Source organism: Aeromonas sp. FDAARGOS 1402, from assembly GCF_019046925.1.
GTDB lineage: Bacteria > Pseudomonadota > Gammaproteobacteria > Enterobacterales > Aeromonadaceae > Aeromonas > Aeromonas caviae.
The window spans coordinates 1,648,853-1,665,000 of sequence record NZ_CP077201.1 but is presented as its reverse complement, the minus strand read 5'-3'; the positions used below and the strand labels follow the sequence as shown (position 1 = coordinate 1,665,000).

General features: G+C 62.4%; 14 protein-coding genes (1 of these 14 cut by a window edge). 5 read left to right on the top strand and 9 right to left on the bottom strand.

Translation table 11 applies throughout. From position 1 onward, the window contains the following. A protein-coding gene (gene polA / locus I6L32_RS07935; RefSeq protein ID WP_216944908.1) for a DNA polymerase I crosses the window boundary here: on the bottom strand, positions 1 to 2,736 show its 5' portion. 18 nt of this gene lie to the left of the window's left edge; the window shows 2,736 of its 2,754 coding nt (coding positions 1–2,736); the start codon lies at positions 2,734 to 2,736; its stop codon lies off the left edge, out of view. A 401-nt stretch (positions 2,737 to 3,137) separates the two neighbouring features. Between polA and elbB the strand changes: the two genes are divergently transcribed. Beyond that, positions 3,138 to 3,788 (top strand): isoprenoid biosynthesis glyoxalase ElbB, encoded by a 651-nt coding sequence (elbB, locus tag I6L32_RS07930; RefSeq protein WP_128297265.1) that lies wholly within the window; start codon positions 3,138 to 3,140, stop codon positions 3,786 to 3,788. Positions 3,789 to 3,860: 72 nt separating this feature from the next. On the opposite strand, the gene I6L32_RS07925 is transcribed toward elbB, so the two are convergent. From I6L32_RS07925 to I6L32_RS07910, 4 genes are all read right to left on the bottom strand, one after another. Further along, positions 3,861 to 4,070 (bottom strand): cell division protein ZapB, encoded by a 210-nt coding sequence (locus tag I6L32_RS07925; RefSeq protein WP_010672454.1) that lies wholly within the window; start codon positions 4,068 to 4,070, stop codon positions 3,861 to 3,863. 221 nt (positions 4,071 to 4,291) lie between these two features. Further along, the gene (locus I6L32_RS07920) at positions 4,292 to 5,572 is read right to left on the bottom strand and encodes a hypothetical protein (RefSeq protein ID WP_010672453.1); all 1,281 of its coding nucleotides are present in this window, start codon (positions 5,570 to 5,572) and stop codon (positions 4,292 to 4,294) included. Positions 5,573 to 5,593: 21 nt separating this feature from the next. Next, on the bottom strand, positions 5,594 to 6,373 hold the full coding sequence (cysE, locus tag I6L32_RS07915; protein WP_010672452.1) for a serine O-acetyltransferase: 780 nt from the start codon (positions 6,371 to 6,373) through the stop codon (positions 5,594 to 5,596). Between the two features lie 8 nt (positions 6,374 to 6,381). Next, positions 6,382 to 7,293 carry a cation diffusion facilitator family transporter gene (locus I6L32_RS07910; RefSeq protein WP_010672451.1) on the bottom strand — a complete coding sequence of 304 codons (912 nt, stop codon included), beginning with the start codon at positions 7,291 to 7,293 and terminating at the stop codon, positions 6,382 to 6,384. A gap of 87 nt (positions 7,294 to 7,380) precedes the next feature. Between I6L32_RS07910 and I6L32_RS07905 the strand changes: the two genes are divergently transcribed. The 3 genes from I6L32_RS07905 to trmL all read left to right on the top strand — a co-directional run bounded on the left by I6L32_RS07905 (position 7,381) and on the right by trmL (position 9,963). Continuing rightward, the gene (locus tag I6L32_RS07905) at positions 7,381 to 8,076 is read left to right on the top strand and encodes a response regulator (protein ID WP_010672450.1); all 696 of its coding nucleotides are present in this window, start codon (positions 7,381 to 7,383) and stop codon (positions 8,074 to 8,076) included. Further along, entirely contained in the window at positions 8,073 to 9,428 is a 1,356-nt protein-coding gene (locus I6L32_RS07900; protein WP_039041147.1) for an ATP-binding protein, read from the top strand. Before I6L32_RS07905 ends, I6L32_RS07900 begins: the two co-directional genes overlap by 4 nt. A 70-nt stretch (positions 9,429 to 9,498) precedes the next feature. Further along, positions 9,499 to 9,963, top strand: coding sequence for a tRNA (uridine(34)/cytosine(34)/5-carboxymethylaminomethyluridine(34)-2'-O)-methyltransferase TrmL (trmL, locus tag I6L32_RS07895; protein WP_216944907.1), 465 nt, complete (start codon positions 9,499 to 9,501; stop codon positions 9,961 to 9,963). Between the two features lie 31 nt (positions 9,964 to 9,994). On the opposite strand, the gene dinF is transcribed toward trmL, so the two are convergent. The 4 genes from dinF to lexA all read right to left on the bottom strand — a co-directional run bounded on the left by dinF (position 9,995) and on the right by lexA (position 13,464). Next, complete coding sequence (dinF, locus tag I6L32_RS07890) at positions 9,995 to 11,365, bottom strand: MATE family efflux transporter DinF (protein ID WP_216944906.1); 1,371 nt, start codon at positions 11,363 to 11,365, stop codon at positions 9,995 to 9,997. A 14-nt stretch (positions 11,366 to 11,379) separates the two neighbouring features. After that, on the bottom strand, positions 11,380 to 12,006 hold the full coding sequence (locus I6L32_RS07885) for an SCO family protein (protein WP_216944905.1): 627 nt from the start codon (positions 12,004 to 12,006) through the stop codon (positions 11,380 to 11,382). A 190-nt stretch (positions 12,007 to 12,196) separates the two neighbouring features. Further along, positions 12,197 to 12,406, bottom strand: a complete 210-nt coding sequence (locus tag I6L32_RS07880) for a hypothetical protein (protein WP_080560358.1) — start codon at positions 12,404 to 12,406, stop codon at positions 12,197 to 12,199. Between the two features lie 431 nt (positions 12,407 to 12,837). Next, the gene (lexA, locus tag I6L32_RS07875) at positions 12,838 to 13,464 is read right to left on the bottom strand and encodes a transcriptional repressor LexA (protein WP_010672444.1); all 627 of its coding nucleotides are present in this window, start codon (positions 13,462 to 13,464) and stop codon (positions 12,838 to 12,840) included. Positions 13,465 to 13,668: 204 nt separating this feature from the next. Here lexA and plsB point away from each other — a divergent pair, with 204 nt between their 5' ends. After that, positions 13,669 to 16,092, top strand: a complete 2,424-nt coding sequence (gene plsB / locus I6L32_RS07870; protein WP_010672443.1) for a glycerol-3-phosphate 1-O-acyltransferase PlsB — start codon at positions 13,669 to 13,671, stop codon at positions 16,090 to 16,092. The last annotated feature ends 56 nt before the right edge of the window (positions 16,093 to 16,148 follow it).

The window sequence follows — 16,148 nt, the reverse complement described above, 5'->3', positions numbered from 1 at the left end:
GTTGTCACCAGTACCCGCTTCCACGACCAGCGGCACATCCAGTTCGGCCGCACCCGACATCTTCTCTTTGATGAGGGCGATGTACTCTTCCAGCTTCTCTTCGCGGATCTCGAACACCAGTTCATCGTGCACCTGCATCAACATGCGGATCGACTGGTCTTCAATGCCCCGGATCCAGCCATCCACGTTGATCATGGCCCGCTTGATGATGTCGGCAGCCGTACCCTGCATGGGGGCGTTGATGGCGGCCCGTTCGGCCGCCTTGCGCAGGCCCGCGTTGCGAGACTTGATATCCGGCAGATAGAGGCGACGGCCAAACAGAGTCTCCACATAGCCCTGGGCGTCCGCCTGCTGGCGGGTACGCTCCATGTACTCCAGCACACCCGGGTAGCGCTCGAAGTAGAGATCCATGTACTTCTGCGCTTCGGCGCGACCGATCCCCAGCTGCTTGGCCAGACCGAAGGCACTCATGCCATAGATGAGACCAAAGTTGATCGCCTTGGCGCTGCGACGCATGTCGCTGGTCACCGCATCGAGCGCGACGCCGAATACCTCGGCGGCGGTCGCCTTGTGGATGTCCTTGCCCTCGGCAAAGGCGGTCAGCAGCCCCTTGTCACCGGAGAGGTGGGCCATGATGCGCAGCTCGATCTGGGAGTAATCCGCCGCCACCAGCTTGTAACCGGCGCACGGAATGAAGGCCTGCCGAATGCGGCGCCCCTGTTCGTTGCGCACCGGAATGTTCTGCAGGTTGGGGTCGGTGGACGACAGTCGACCGGTCGCCGCCACCGCCTGGTGATAGGAGGTGTGCACCCGCCCGGTCTGCGGCTTGATCATCAGCGGCAGCTTGTCGGTGTAGGTGGACTTGAGCTTGGCCAGCCCACGGTGCTCCATCAGCAGACGCGGCAGATCATAGGTCTCCGCCAGCTCGGCAAGCACCTCTTCCGCAGTGGATGGCGCTCCCTTGGGGGTCTTTTTGATGATCGGCAGCCCCAGCTTGGTGAAGAGGATTTCCCCAAGCTGCTTGGGCGAGGAGAGGTTGAACTCCTGCCCGGCCAGCTCGTGAGCCTGTTTCTCCAGCTCTGCCAGACGCACTTCGATCTCCTGGCTCTGCTGGTGCAGCAACTTGGGCTCGATGGTGGTACCGAGTCGCTCCATCCGTGCCAGCACCGGCAGCAGCGGCAGTTCGATCTCGCTGAACACCTTGGCAAGGCCCGGCTCGGCAGAGAGCTTGCCCCACAGCGTCTGATGCAGACGCAGGGTGATGTCGGCATCTTCCGCCGCATAAGGGGCCGCCTGCTCCAGCTCGATCTGATTGAAGGTGAGCTGCTTGACCCCCTTGCCGGCGATCTCTTCGAACGAGATGGTTTCGGCATTCAGATATCTGCGAGCCAGGGAATCCATGTCGTGGCGGCTGGCGGTGGAGTTGAGCACATAGGATTCGAGCATGGTGTCGTAGGCGATGCCCTGCAGCTCGATACCATGATTGAGCAGCACGTTGCGATCGTACTTGAGGTTCTGCCCCACCTTGAGACGGGTCGGATCTTCCAGCAGCGGTTTGAGCTTGCCCAGCACCACGGCCTCGGTCAGCTGTACCGGCGCCCCCAGATAGTCGTGGCCGAAGGGCACGTAGGCCGCCTTGCCCGGCTCGATGGCAAAGGAGACGCCCACGACGCGCGCTTCCATATAGTCGAGACTGGTGGTCTCGGTGTCGAAGGCAAACAGCGGCGCCGCCTGCAACCGTGCCAGCCACTCATCGAATTCGGCCTCATCCAGGATGCAGCGATAGTCGGTTTTGATGGCGACTGCCGGGGCGGCACCTTCATCATCACCCTCGGCGTCACTCTCCTCAGCGCCGCCGGACTCCAACTCTTTGATCAGGTTGCGCAGCTCATACTCGCGATAGACCGCCAGTAGAGCCTCTTTATCGATGGGGCCAAGCTGCAGCTCTTCCAGACTCTGCTCCAGCACCACGTCGGTCTTGATGGTGGCAAGCACATAGGAAAGGCGCACCTGCTCTTCCTGCTCGCGGAACTTGTCGGCAAACGCCTTGGAGCCACGGAAGCCGAGCGCAGCCACCTTGTCGAGGTTGGCGGCGATCTCGTCGATGCTGCCTATCCCCTGCAACAGAGCCAGTGCGGTCTTCTCGCCGACACCTGTCATGCCGGGAATGTTGTCCACCTTGTCCCCCATCAGCGCCAGGTAATCGATGATGAGCTCGGGCGGTACGCCGAACTTCTCGATCACCCCTTCCCGATCGGTCTTCACATCCTTCATGGTGTCGATCAGGGTGACATGGTCGGAGACCAGCTGCGCCATGTCCTTGTCGCCGGTGCTGATGAGCACAGGCAGCTGTTTCTCGGTCGCCTGACGGGCCAGGGTGCCGATCACGTCGTCAGCCTCCACCCCTTCGACCATCAGGAAGGGGAAACCCATTGCCTTGATCATCTGGTGGATAGGGGCGACCTGGCTGCGCAGATCGTCCGGCATGCTGGCGCGTGTTGCCTTGTATTCGGGATAGATGTCGTCACGGAAGGTCTTGCCCTTGGCGTCGAACACCACGGCCACGTGGCAGTCGGGGTACTGCTTGCGAAGGCTGCGCATCATGTTGGCCATGACACGGACGGCGCCGCTAGGCAAGCCGGTCGAGGTGCGCAGATCGGCCTGCTGCGAGGCAAAGAAGGCGCGGTAAAGATATGAAGAGCCGTCGACCAGAATAAGAGGATTGCTAGAGGCCATGAAAATCGTCCTGCCAAGAATAAACAGTCGCTAGGATGCCACAGGGCCCGCACCACACCAAGGGGACTCCCACCATCACCCCGGCGCACCGGTGGGGCACATTGCTGTGGATAACTCTGTGCTCAAAAATGGCACCATTGCATCACGGCCGTGACAAAGCTGTGGATTAAAACAAAAAATATCTTTTAAAACATTACGTTGAGATCATGAAAACTCAACATGACGCATGCATCATGATCTCGATCAATGTGGAAAAAAATTCAAGGGGGGTACTGAGGCAGGATCCAAAACGAAACAATCCTAGCACAGGGAGATGACTTGACCAGCGGAGGTCGAACGATAACCATACAAAAGTACAACAATCTACCCTGGCTCACATTTTCAACAACGAGGAGCCTGTCATGATAAAAGTGGCCGTGATCTTGAGTGGTTGTGGCGTGTTTGACGGCGCCGAAATCCACGAGGCCGTCATCAGCCTGCTGGCGCTGGCCCGTCAGGGAGCATCCGTTCAATGCTTCGCCCCCAATGTCCCTCAGCTTCATGTCATCAATCACCTGACCGGCGAGGTCAGCGAGGGAGAGAGCCGCAACGTGCTGGTCGAGGCGGCCCGCATCTGCCGCGGCCAGATCAGGGATGTGGCTGAACTGGATGCAGCCGACTTCGACGCCCTGCTGGTGCCGGGCGGCTTCGGCGCCGCCAAGAACCTGTGTGACTTCGCCATCAAGGGCGCAGAGTGCCGCATCCAGCCGGATGTGCTGAAGGCCTGCCAGAGCTTTGCCAGAGCCGGCAAACCGGCCGCCTACATCTGCATCGCACCGGCCATGATCCCGCTCATCTATGGGGCAGGCACCCTGGCCACCATTGGCAACGACGAGGACGCTGCCAACGCCATCGAAACCATGGGTGGCAGTCATCTCGACTGCCCGGTGAGCGAATTCGTGGTGGATCAGGAGCGCAAGGTCATCTCCACCCCTGCCTACATGCTGGCCAACAATATTGTGGAAGCGGCGGACGGCATCGAGAAGACCGTCAAACAGCTGCTGGCACTCTGATTGCCCGGCAGACCAAAACAAGCGGGCCGCTCAAGGAGCGGCCCGCTTTCATTCCGGTCAGTCTAGACGGGATCAGATGGCATCGCCCATCTGGTCCATCTTGCCCAGCAGGGCACGCAGACGCTCTTGCCAGGCAACGTGCTCGTTGCGCAGTTGGTGGTTTTCGTCTTGCAGCTTGCTGTTCTGCTCTTTCAGCTCGTCCAGCTCCATCTTCAGCAAGGAGATGTTGTCGACGGCGGATTGTACTTTGGATTCGAGTTGCTCAAGGACTTCTAGTGACATATGCATACCTGTATGTTCAATTGCGATGCCCCACAGAGGGCGATTCAAGCGCGTGGAGCCAGCATACCCTGATGCGCTCGGCACAAACAAGCCAGCACGTTGCAAAATGCGCCCTGCGGCCCGGTATTGCTTAAATATGCGTCGGTTTTTCTCGCAGGCAGCAGGAACCTCGATCCCGGGCGTCCGCCGTGGCACAACCCGCCCTCCTGCCGATGCCGCCATCAGCCATGCAAGGCGATGAAGCCCCCCATCATCAGACAGGCCACGGCGTACATCAGCAGGCCGTAGAGCAGGTTCCAGCGCAGCAGCAGCCCGGCGCTCAGGTTGTAGCGGGACGCCAGCGCCAGATTGGAGCCGGAAAGCGGGCTCGTCCCGGTCGCCAGCCCCCACCCCATGAGGAAGCACATGCCAAGCAGGCTGGGATCCGGTGCCAGCGGCCAGAGCAGCGGCGCCACCCCCGAGATGCTGATGAGAGGATGCACGCCCACTATGGCCACCAGGAAGATCAGCAGCAGGGTCAGGCAGGCTTCCAGCCAGCCGAAGTGGTTGAACAGCGGCAGGCCGTGGCCACTGCCAAAGTCCAGTACTGACAGCGCGCTGTTGATGCCAGCCGCCAGCAGGCCGGCCCCCAGAAACAGCACCAGCTGGCCACCGATGGCCGGGAAGCGCTCCACCACCTGGCGCTTGAGAGCAGCCCCTCGCCCCGCTTGCGGCATGAACAGCAAGGCCAGCAAGGGCGCCACCAGGGCGATCACCGCCAGAATGCTGAGTCCGGGCCAGAAACGGTGGATCACCAGCACCAGCAGTGCCAGGGTCACCGGTAGCCCCAGGGTCTGGAGCCGCAGCGGATAACCTTCAAAGGTCTCCACACCGAGTCGCTCTACCTGCCAGGCTGTCAGCCCCATGGCCAGCAAGGCCGCCAGTATGCCAAAAGGCAGTATGCTGCCCAGTTGCAGACCCGGTGCATAGGTGAGGGCCACCGCCATGGCGACGAAGAAGGGGGACCAAAACGCAGCCGCACAGAAAATCCGGCTCAGCACCATGACCTGACGCCGCTCCAGCGTCCCGTTGCGCTCCAGCCGATCGCCGATGATGAAGAGCACCGAAAGATTGATGACGGCCCCCAGCAGATTGAGGCTGGCCATGGTGCTCCACAGCCCCTTGCGACCGGACCAGGAGGCGGTGCCGGTCAAGAGGCCGGAGGTAGCCAGATTGAGGGTGCTCACTGCGGCAAACATGGTCAGCATGTTGATGTTCGGCAAGAGCCAGTCACCTGGGCTGAGGCTGGCCCCTCGCCACCAGGAAAAGAGCAGCAGCAGGAGCGCCGCGCCGTAGAGGGCCAGCGCCTGGCGCCGTGCGGCCCCCACCAGCCAGGGCCAGGTGAGCAGGGAGGCGGCCCAGGCCGCGATGGCGGCGGGCCAGGGGGAGAAGTCCAGATAAAGGTGCAGCAGGTTGAGCAGCCACATCCCCAGGATCAGAAAGCCTGACCAGCGCTTGACCATACAACGGCCTCGGTCAGGGGATCAGAGGCACTGATCCATGTCCAGGGAAGGTTTGTCGCACTCGGGGCGGCCCACAATCCTGGCAGGCACGCCAGCGACCGTGGTGTGAGGCGGCACCGGGTTGATCACCACGCTGCCGGCACCGATCTTGGCGCCGACGCCCACCTCGATGTTGCCGAGCACCTTGGCCCCCGCCCCTATCATCACCCCTTCCCGGATTTTGGGGTGACGATCGCCACTCTCCTTGCCGGTCCCCCCCAGAGTCACACTCTGAAGGATGGAGACGTCGTTCTCGATGACGGCGGTTTCGCCGACCACGATACCGGTGGCATGGTCAAACATGATGCCCTTGCCGATGCGGGCGGCCGGGTGTACATCCACGCCGAACACCACGGAGATCTGGTTTTGCAGATAGAGCGCCAGGGCACGGCGTCCCTGACGCCACAACCAGTTGGCCACCCGATACCCCTGAAGAGCATGGAATCCCTTGAGGTAGAGCAGCGGGGTGGAGAAGAGGTCGACCGCCGGGTCGCGATCCTGCACCGCGCAGATGTCGGCGGCCACTGCGGCCAGCAGCTCGGGCTCGCTGCGCAGGGCCAGCTCGATCACTTCCCGCAAGGCGATGGCAGGCATGGTGGTGCTGTCGAGCTTGTTGGCGAGCTGGAAGCTCAGCGCCGAGCGCAAATCCCGGTGATTGAGAATGGTGGAATGAAAGAAGCTGGCCAGCATGGGCTCCTGGGCCGCCATGCTCTGCGCTTCCTGCTGAATTTTTTGCCAGGTTCTGGCAACCAGATCATCCATGTTGCAGCCTACTGTTGTTCAGGGTGAGTGCTTTGTCGTTCTTTTGTCAGCACCGAGATGGGGTCCATGTGAATGATCACATCCATCCGCTCGAAGGCCTGGCGGACGGCCAGTTCAGCCTCGTCGGCTATCTGATGGGCCCTGACCAGAGGCAGTTGATCATCGAGTTCCAGATGCAACTGCACGAAACGGGTCGGCCCGGATTGGCGGGTACGCAGGTCATGTACGCCATGCACCCCCTCTACGGCGCAGCAGAGGGCCATTATTCTCGCTTGTTCCTCCTCTGGCAACTGACGATCGAGCAGGGCCTGCACCGATTCGTAGCCGATATGGACAGCCCCCCACACCAGGAACAGACCGATCAGAATGGCAAACAGGCCGTCGGCCCAGTACCACCCCTGCCCCGCCAGCACCAGTGCCACCAGCACGCCGCCATTGAGCAGCAGGTCGGAACGGTAGTGCAGCATGTCGGCCTTGATGGCCACACTGTTGGTCTTGCGGATGACAAAGCTCTGGAAGCTAACCAGCAACAGGGTCAGCACGATGGAGCCGACGCTGACCCAGATCCCCGCCTCCAGGCGCACCACGGGCACCTGATTCAGCATCGACGAGATGCCGTGCATCACCAGCAGCAGGGCGGACCCCGAGATGAAGGCCGACTGCACCAGACCCGCCAGGGACTCCGCCTTGCCGTGGCCGAAGCGATGCTCTTCGTCGGCAGGGGCCAGCGCATAACGGATGGCCAGCAGATTGATGAGAGAGGCGCTGATGTCCATGAAGGAATCGGTCAGGGATGCCAGCAGGCTGGATGAATCCGTCATCAGCCAGGCGATCAGTTTGCCCAGAATGAGCAGGGTGGCGGTGGTCACAGCGGCCATGCTGGCCAGGGTGACCCAGCGGGAATAGTGTTGGTGGCTCAAAACCGGCTTTCCTCCGACGCGTAAAAACTTATTATACCCTGACCCGGACGTCAGTTTGGCGTGCAAAATCAACAGAGTGACTCCCAGATGAACAAAATACTCCTGGTCGACGACGATCTCGAACTGACCCAGCTGCTCACCGAAATCCTGACCCTGGAGGGGTTTGAGGTCACCGTCGCCGAGGATGGGGAAGAGGGATTGCAGCGACTGGCAGAACAGGCATTCGACCTGGTGCTGCTGGACGTCATGATGCCCAGACTCAACGGTTTCGCGATGCTGACCCGGCTGCGCAAGACCCACGACACCCCGGTGTTGATGCTGACCGCCCGTGGCGACAGCCAGGATCGGGTCAACGGGCTGGAGGCCGGTGCCGACGACTATCTCGCCAAGCCGTTCGACGACAGGGAACTGCTGGCCCGGGTGCGCGCCATCCTGCGTCGAACCCAGAGCCAGGCTCCCCAGCGCGGCGGCAGCTCGGAAGAGGTGCGCTTCATGGATCTGGTGCTGCAGCCCGGCCTGCAACAGGCTCGCTGCGACGATCAGTTGCTGGAACTCACCGCCACCGAGTTCGGCCTGCTGGAGTGCCTGCTGCGCAATCCGGGCCAGATCGTCAGCAAGGGCCTGCTCTCCGAGCAGGTGCTGGGCAAGAAGCTCGAACCCTTCGATCGGGCCATCGACATGCACCTGAGCAACCTGCGCAAGAAGCTGCCGGAGCGGGCCGACGGCCAGCCCCGCTTCAAGACAGTGCGGGGACGAGGCTACTTGTGGCTGGAGCAGGCATGAAATCGGCCCGCACCTTCAACGGCCTGTCCACCCAGATCTTCCTCTGGTTCTGGTTCATCTTGCTGCTGGTCGTGGCCGCGGTGGTAATCCTCCCCACCCTGGACCCCCGCAACATCATCCCGCTGCCGGCCCACGAGATCACCCGTCTCAACAACAACCTGGCGGCGCTGCAACGGGGCGCGGATCCCGAGCAGGATTTCGATCTGGCCAAGGCCATCGATGCCGCGGGCCTCTTGCCGGTGGACAACATCTATCTACGCGATGCCAAGGGGCAGATGCAGTCCAGCACCCGGCTAAGCAAGTTCGTGATCCGTTTCATGCTCGACTCGGACAACCCGGCCAAGCCCATGCTGGGCAGCGAGCACCAGCGCGCCATCGCCGGACCCTTCCAGATGGTCCATCACGGTCAGACCTATCACGTCTATTTCGGTCTGAACGTCGAAAACTCCTACCTGTTCCTCTTCATCCAGATCCTGGATCACCCCATCCAGATCCTCGGCATCGCCATGCTGGTCAGCACCCCGCTCTGTCTGTTGCTCGCCTGGCGCCTGACCCGCCCCATACTGCAGTTGCAGCAGTCGGTCTCCCAACTCGCCCAGGGCAACCTGGAAATACAGATCCCCAACCTGGGGCGGCGCGACGAGATAGGCCAGCTGGCCGAACATGTCAGTCGCATGGTCGATACCCTCAAAGACATGATCCAGAAGCAGAAGCAGTTGCTCTCCGACATCTCCCACGAGTTGCGCAGCCCCCTGACCCGCATCCAGCTCGCACAGGCGCTGATCCGCCGCAAGCAGGGGGACAGCGCCGAGCTGGCGCGCATCGAAGGGGAGATAGCCCGGCTCGACAAGCTGATAGGGGATCTGCTGGATCTGTCGCGGGTGCAGCAACATGTGGAGGCGCCGGTGACGCTGCCCCTGGCGGAGCTGCTGGAGCCCATCCTGGACGATGCCATGTTCGAGGCAAACCAGAACGGCAAACAGCTCAGGCTCCCTTCCCTGCCCGCCGAATCCCTCACCATGTGGCCGGAGCTGCTGGCGCGCGCCCTGGAAAATCCCCTGCGCAACGCCCTCAAGTATGCCCGCGAGTTCATCAAGGTGGACTGGTACCGGGAGGGACGGGAATGGGTGATGACCATACGGGATGACGGCCCGGGCGTGCCGGTGGAGCAGCAGCCCCGGTTGTTCCTGCCCTTCTTTCGGGTGGACGATGCCCGCAACGCCAAGACCGGGGGCACTGGTCTCGGCCTTGCCATCGCCGCCGAGGCAATCCAGCGTCATGGGGGGACCATCCGGGCCAGCAGCAATCAGCCGACCGGACTGGTCATCACCATCCGCCTGCCCATGCCCTGACCTCCCCCTTTTCATCGACACGGGTGCTGGGTATGCTGGCGCCCGTTTCGCACCAGCCCAGGATCCTTCCATGCTCGATATCGTGCTCTACCAACCGGAAATCCCCCCCAACACCGGCAACATCATTCGCCTCTGCGCCAATACCGGCTACCGGTTGCACCTGATAGAGCCCCTGGGGTTCGAGTGGGATGACAAACGGGTCAAGCGGGCCGGGCTCGACTATCACGAGTTTGCCGACGTCAAGCGCTGGCCTGACTATGAGGCGTTTCTGGCGGCCGTCGCCCCCCAACGGGTCTTTGCCTGCACCACCAAGGGACGCACCGCCCACTCGGTGGCCCGGTTTGCCCCCGGTGACGCCCTGCTGTTCGGGCCCGAGAGCCGAGGCCTGCCCATGGAGATCATCGAGAGCCTGCCATTCGAGCAGCGGCTGCGCATTCCCATGCTGCCCCAGAGCCGCAGCATGAATCTGGCCAACGCCGTCGCGGTGTTCGTCTACGAGAGCTGGCGACAGTTCGACTATTCAGGCTCGCTCTGACCGCTGACGATATTGGCAAGGCGGCCAGAATTCAGACTGACTGCGCCGTCCCCTGCGCCGCCAGCAGCCGTCCATCACGCTCCAGTCGCCAGCAGAGCCAACCCAGCGTCAGGCCACGACCTGCCATCAGGGCACTCATGGCGGCCCACAGGGCCGCCACACCCCATCCCTGGCAGAGCCACCAGATGGGAAAGAAGCCGGCAAACACCGCCACCAGCATGCTGTTGCGCATCTCCCGGGCCCGGGTGGCGCCGATAAAGACCCCGTCCAGCAGGAAGCACCAGACCGCCAGCAGCGGCATGGCCACCAGCCAGGGGAGCTGACGTTGCGCCTCGGCGATCACCGCCGGTATGTCGGTAATGTGACGGATGAGCCAGTGGCCCCCCAGGGCAAACGAGAGGGTGAATGCCAGGGCGATCAGCAGCGCCCAGCCCAGATTGAGGACGATGGCCTCCCGCAGCAGCGGCCTATCACGCCGCCCGATGGCGCGCCCTACCATGGCTTCCACCGCATAGGCAAATCCATCCAGCCCGTAGGAAATCAGCATCAGGAAATTGAGCAGCACCGCATTGGCGGCCACCGCCACATCCCCCAGCCTGGCCCCCTGCAGAGTCATGAACACGAAGCAGAGTTGCAGGCAGAGGGAGCGGATGAAAATATCCCGGTTCAGGGCGAGCAGCCGCAGCAGGGCCGGCCACTGGCGCCAGCGCTGCCAGGCGTTGTGCCACACCCCGGGGTCAAGTCGGCGCAGATGCCGGCTCACCAGCCAGAACCCCACCCCGAGCGTGCTGTAATCCGCCAGCAGGGACGCTGCGGCCACCCCTTTCACCTGCCAGCCCAATCCCAGCACGAACCAGGCATCCAGCACCATGTTGACGAGATTGCCCAGGATCAGCAGCAGCATGGGACTGCGTGCATCCTGCATGCCCAGCAACCACCCCATGATGACCAGATTGCACAAGGCCGCCGGGGCACTCCAGACCCGCACCGACACATATTGACCGGCATAGGTCTGTACCTCGGAAGAGCCGCCACCGAGGGCGATGATGGCCGGCAGGAACGGCAACAACAGGAGCAACAGCGCCATGCCCAGTCCGATCGCCAAGCCCAGGGCCCGCGCCAGGGTGTCGAGCTGCCCTTCGGCATGGGCTGCACCCTGAGCCTGGGCGGTCAGCCCTGTGGTGGACATGCGCAGGAAGCCAAGCAACCAGAACAGCAGATTGATGAAGGTCGCACCGACCGAGACGCCGCCGAGAAACCAGGCCTGGCCAAGATGACCGATCACCCAGGTGTCCACCAGCCCCAGCAAGGGCGTGGTGACGTTGGAGAACACCATGGGCAGGGCCAGGGCGAAGACGGCTCTGTGGCGGCGAGGATCCTTCAGCCAGGCGGGAATCAGCATGGTGCGCGCCGGGCTCACTCGCCAGCCAGCCGCACGATGCGCGCGAAGTCGGCCACCATGGCCTGCATGTCCACGTGGGGCACCTCACCCGGTGCTACTTTGGGTCGGAAGTTGGCCACCAGCTTCCCCTCGGGGTTGATCAGCACGATGGAGGCGGAGTGGTCGATCAGGTAGTCCTTGCGATCCCCTTCCACGATGGAATAGACCAGCCCCAGATTGCGGACCAGAGGAAAGAGGGCACTGTGAGGTGCGGTCGCCGCCTTGAACTCGGACTCGAAGAAGGCGGTATAGCTCTTCAGGCGGGCGCTGTCATCCCGCTGGGGATCCGCCGAGATGAATACCACCTGGCTAGTGGGGGCTATCTTCTTCAACGCCGGATAGACGCTGCGCAGATCCGCCAGCGTGGTCGGACAGACATCCGGGCAGTAGGTGTAGCCGATGAACAGAAAGCTCCAGTGTCCCGTCAGGTTGGCTGGGGTAAAGGGCTGTGCATCCGCATCCGTGAGGGCAAACGGGTTGATGTCTCGCCCCGCCGGGTAGTAATCGGCCTGTTCCGGCACCGCGGGCTGACTCCAGTAATAAGCCGCCGCAATGGCGCCGATGAACAGCAACAGCAGTAGGTAAAAGCGTGGTTTAACCATATAAAACAAAGCCTTGCTTATGTTAGAAGCCCAGGGGGCAAAACCGGTAGGGGTCATTGTAACCCGCGCGCCCCCGCTGATGGCTAGTCTTGCATCCCGGCGGGAAAGCGCCTGTGCCATGGATCAGCCGCATCGGCGCCAAAACAAGAGCCCCGCTCTGGCGGGGCTCTTGTCTGTACAGGAAGAGGGATCAGGGCCGCAGCCTGTGCTGCGGCTGGGCACGTCTCAGGGGGACGCGCAGCGGGATGACGGGGGCAGTCCAGGGCTCATCCGGCAATCCGATGTCGTGATGACGGCGAAACAGACGAACCAGGCGGACAATCTTGTCTTTGGGGCACCCAAGCCAGATGGTCCAACCATCTCCCTTGTGATAGACCCAGAGCGCATAGAACCATGTCATCCGACTGCCCTTGATGAATCGGGTGATGGAAGATGCGGGCGCTGCGGCCGGCACCGGATCCCACGGCGAGCTTGAAGCCATACCTGTCCTCCTTGCTCAACAGGTCACGCTGACGGGTCTCTTTGTCCCCAACGACGAGCCAACCACGGCAGCGTACTGACTGTACGAGTCCCCAGTCTGAGGCGACTCTCCCTTATGCGCACCGACCCGGCGATCATGCATCCCTGCCATGGCGTACTGCCCGGTGCGACTCCCCCTTCCCTGATCACCGACCATGACAGGGGCCTTATCAAAGGATATATCCGAAATGCATGTCGTGCGGCGAGACTATGTGCACAGGAAGGAGAAGCGAAAAGGTGGGGAGGGAGATGCCATCGGCAGATGAAAATGAAGAGGCCTCCCGCAGGAGGCCTCTTCATCGCATCGGATGCTTACATCCAGTCAGCGTTGCGGATCACGCCGACCGCCAGGCCCTCTATGGTGAGGTGCTGACTGGCGAGATCCACCTCGATGGGGGAGAGCTCTTCGTTTTCCGGCAGCAGCCATACCTGGCTGCCCTTGCGCTGGAAGCGCTTGACGGTGACGTCTTCGTCCAGACGTGCCACCACGACCTGGCCGTTGCGTACCTCCTGGGTCTTGTGTACCGCCAACAGGTCCCCGTCCATGATGCCGATGTTCTTCATGCTCATACCCTGCACCCGCAGCAGGAAGTCTGCCCGCGGGTGGAACAGGGCGGGATCCACCTGGTAGTGGCTCTCGATGTGTTCCTGGGCCAGGATGGGTTCCCCGGCCGCCACCTTGCCAATCAGTGGCAGGCCGTTTTCTTCAGGCTGCACGTCCTCTTCTTCGAGCAGCAGACGAATGCCGCGGGACGTACCCGGCATGATCTCGATGACCCCTTTTTTGGCCAGGGCCTTCAGATGTTCTTCGGCCGCGTTGGCCGACTTGAAGCCAAGCTTCTGGGCAATCTCGGCGCGAGTCGGCGGCATGCCGGTCTCGTTCATGTTCGCCTTGATGAGCTCGAGTACTTCAGCCTGGCGAGGGGTAAGGGGTTTCATAGCATGGGCACCTGTCTTTTTATACAGCACACTGGCAGTATATACAGTGCTGGGGCCAAGGCAAGGCGCAACTGGCATTTGTCGCGACCCGACGCACATTTGTCCCTCCCCCCGCTCTGAAGTGCCGACTCATCGTACCTCTCGGCGACAAGCAGTCGGTGATTTGCTATGCTCACGCCGCATTTTTTTGGAGAGCAGACGCACATGTCCCTTGGACAGAAGATATCCAGAGCCATCCTGCAATGGCCGGTCAGCGGCTTGGTCAATCACAAGAGCCTGCCGGAAAACCCCATCACCGAGCTCAAGCTGGATCCGGCCAGACCCATCGTCTATGCCCTGAAGACCAGCTCGATCACCGACCTGATGACCCTGCAACAGTGCTGCGAGGATCTCGGCCTGCCCGGCCCCTTCACGCCGCTGGAGCTGAACGGTCAGCTGCTGCCACGCTACGTCTGTCTGGACCGTCCGCCTCCCCTATTCGGCACGCGCAACAAGCCGCTCCCCTTCCTGCAGGAGTTCCACCAGCTGCTGGACCTGCACAAGCAGGATCCGGCTCTGGACATCCAGGTAGTACCCGTCACCCTGTTCTGGGGCCGCGCCCCGGGCCGGGAAGGCGAGGAGGCCTCCGGCTGGAACATCATCAGCAGCCTGGCGCCAAACCGCCTGAAGAAGGCGCTGATCGTGATCCTGAAAGGGCGCGAGAACCTGGTGCGCTTCTCCCCGCCCCTCTCCCTGCGCTACATGGCGGACAAGCACGGCACCGACGAGGCCATCGCCCACAAGCTGGCGCGGGTGGCCCGCACCCACTTCAGCCGCCAGCAGCTGGCCGCCACCGGACCCAAGTTGCCGAACCGCAACCTGCTGTTCAAGCAACTGCTGGATTCGAGCGTGATCCAGCAGGCCATCGAGGAGGAGGCCAGACGGGAAGGGATCAGCCTGGAGAAGGCGCAAAAGCGTGCCCACGGCTACATGGACGAGATCGCCTCCAATTTTTCCTATCGGTTGATCCGCCTCGGGGAAAGCTTCCTCGGCTGGCTGTGGAACAAGCTCTATCGCGGCCTCTCGGTCAACGGAGCAGAGCAGGTGCGTCAGCTGGCCCAGGAAGGGCACGAGATCGTCTACGTCCCCTGCCATCGCAGCCACATGGATTACCTGCTGCTCTCCTACGTCATCTACCACCAGGGCATGGTGCCACCCCACATCGCGGCGGGCATCAACCTCAACTTCTGGCCGGCGGGCCCCATCTTCCGCCACGGCGGCGCCTTCTTCATCCGCCGCACCTTCAAGGGCAATCCGCTCTACAGCACGGTATTCCGGGAGTACCTCAACCTGCTGTTCGCCAAGGGCTACTCGGTGGAGTTCTTCACCGAGGGTGGGCGTTCGCGTACGGGTCGCCTGCTGCCCCCCAAGACCGGCATGCTGGCCATGACCCTGCAGGCCATGATGCGCGGACTGGACAGGCCGGTGACCCTGGTCCCCGTCTACCTCGGCTACGAGCACGTGATGGAGGTGAACACCTATCACAACGAACTCAAGGGGAGCCGCAAGGAGAAGGAGAGCTTCCTGCAGGTGCTCGGCATCCTGCGCAAGCTGCGCAACTATGGCCGTGGCTTCGTCAATTTCGGCGAGCCGCTGACCCTCAACAGCTACCTCGGCGAACATGTGCCCACCTGGAAGGAGAGCATCGGCCGGGAGGAACGTCCCGAGTGGATGGCCTCCACCGTCAACCAGTTGGCCGAGCTGCTGATGACCCGCATCAACGATGCCGCCGCCGTCAACGGCTTGACCCTGAGTGCCCTGGCCCTGCTGGCCGCCGAGCGCCACGCCCTGACCCGGGACGAACTCCAGGCCCAGCTCAACACCTATCTGGACCTGCTCAAGCAGGTGCCCTACAGCCCGCACAGCACCATGCCGGACGAGGACGCCAGGACCCTGCTGGAGCAGGCCATGGAGCTCAACAAGTTCGAGGTGAGCGAGGACAAGCTGGGCCAGATCATCAGCCTGGACCGCTATCAGGCGATCCTGCTCACCTACTACCGCAACAACATACTGCACCTGTTCGCCATGCCCTCCCTGGTGGCGGCCCTGATCGAGCGCTGCGAGGGGATCTCCCGCAGCGAGATCGTCGCCCGCTGTGTCGACATCTACCCCCTGCTCAAGACCGAACTCTTCCTGCGCTATGAAGAGGACGAGCTGCCGGAGCTGATCGATGCCCTGCTGGCCGAGCTGTTGCGCCAGCAACTGGTCGAGGCACGCGACGGCGGCTACTGGGTCAACCCCGGCAACCAGATGCGCCTGCTGCTCTTGGCCGAAAGCATCCAGGAGACCCTGCAGCGCTACGCCATCGTGCTGACCCGCATGCTGGCCCAGCCCCACATCGAGGCGGAGCAGCTGGAAGCGGACGGCCTGATGATGGCGGAACGCCTCGGCACCCTGCACGGCATCAACGCCCCCGAGTTCTTCGACCAGAAGCTGTTCAGCACCCTGATCCACACCCTGCGCAGCGAAGGCTATCTGGATCCGGGCTGCAAACCGGATCTCGGCCGCTTCCAGGCATTGGCCGACAACATAGTGCCGCTGCTCAGCAACAAGATCCGCCGCACCATCCAGGCGGGCAACCGGCTCTGAGGCGTCGACACCCAACAAAAAGGCCGCATCATGCGGCCTTTTTTCATCAAGGAAGG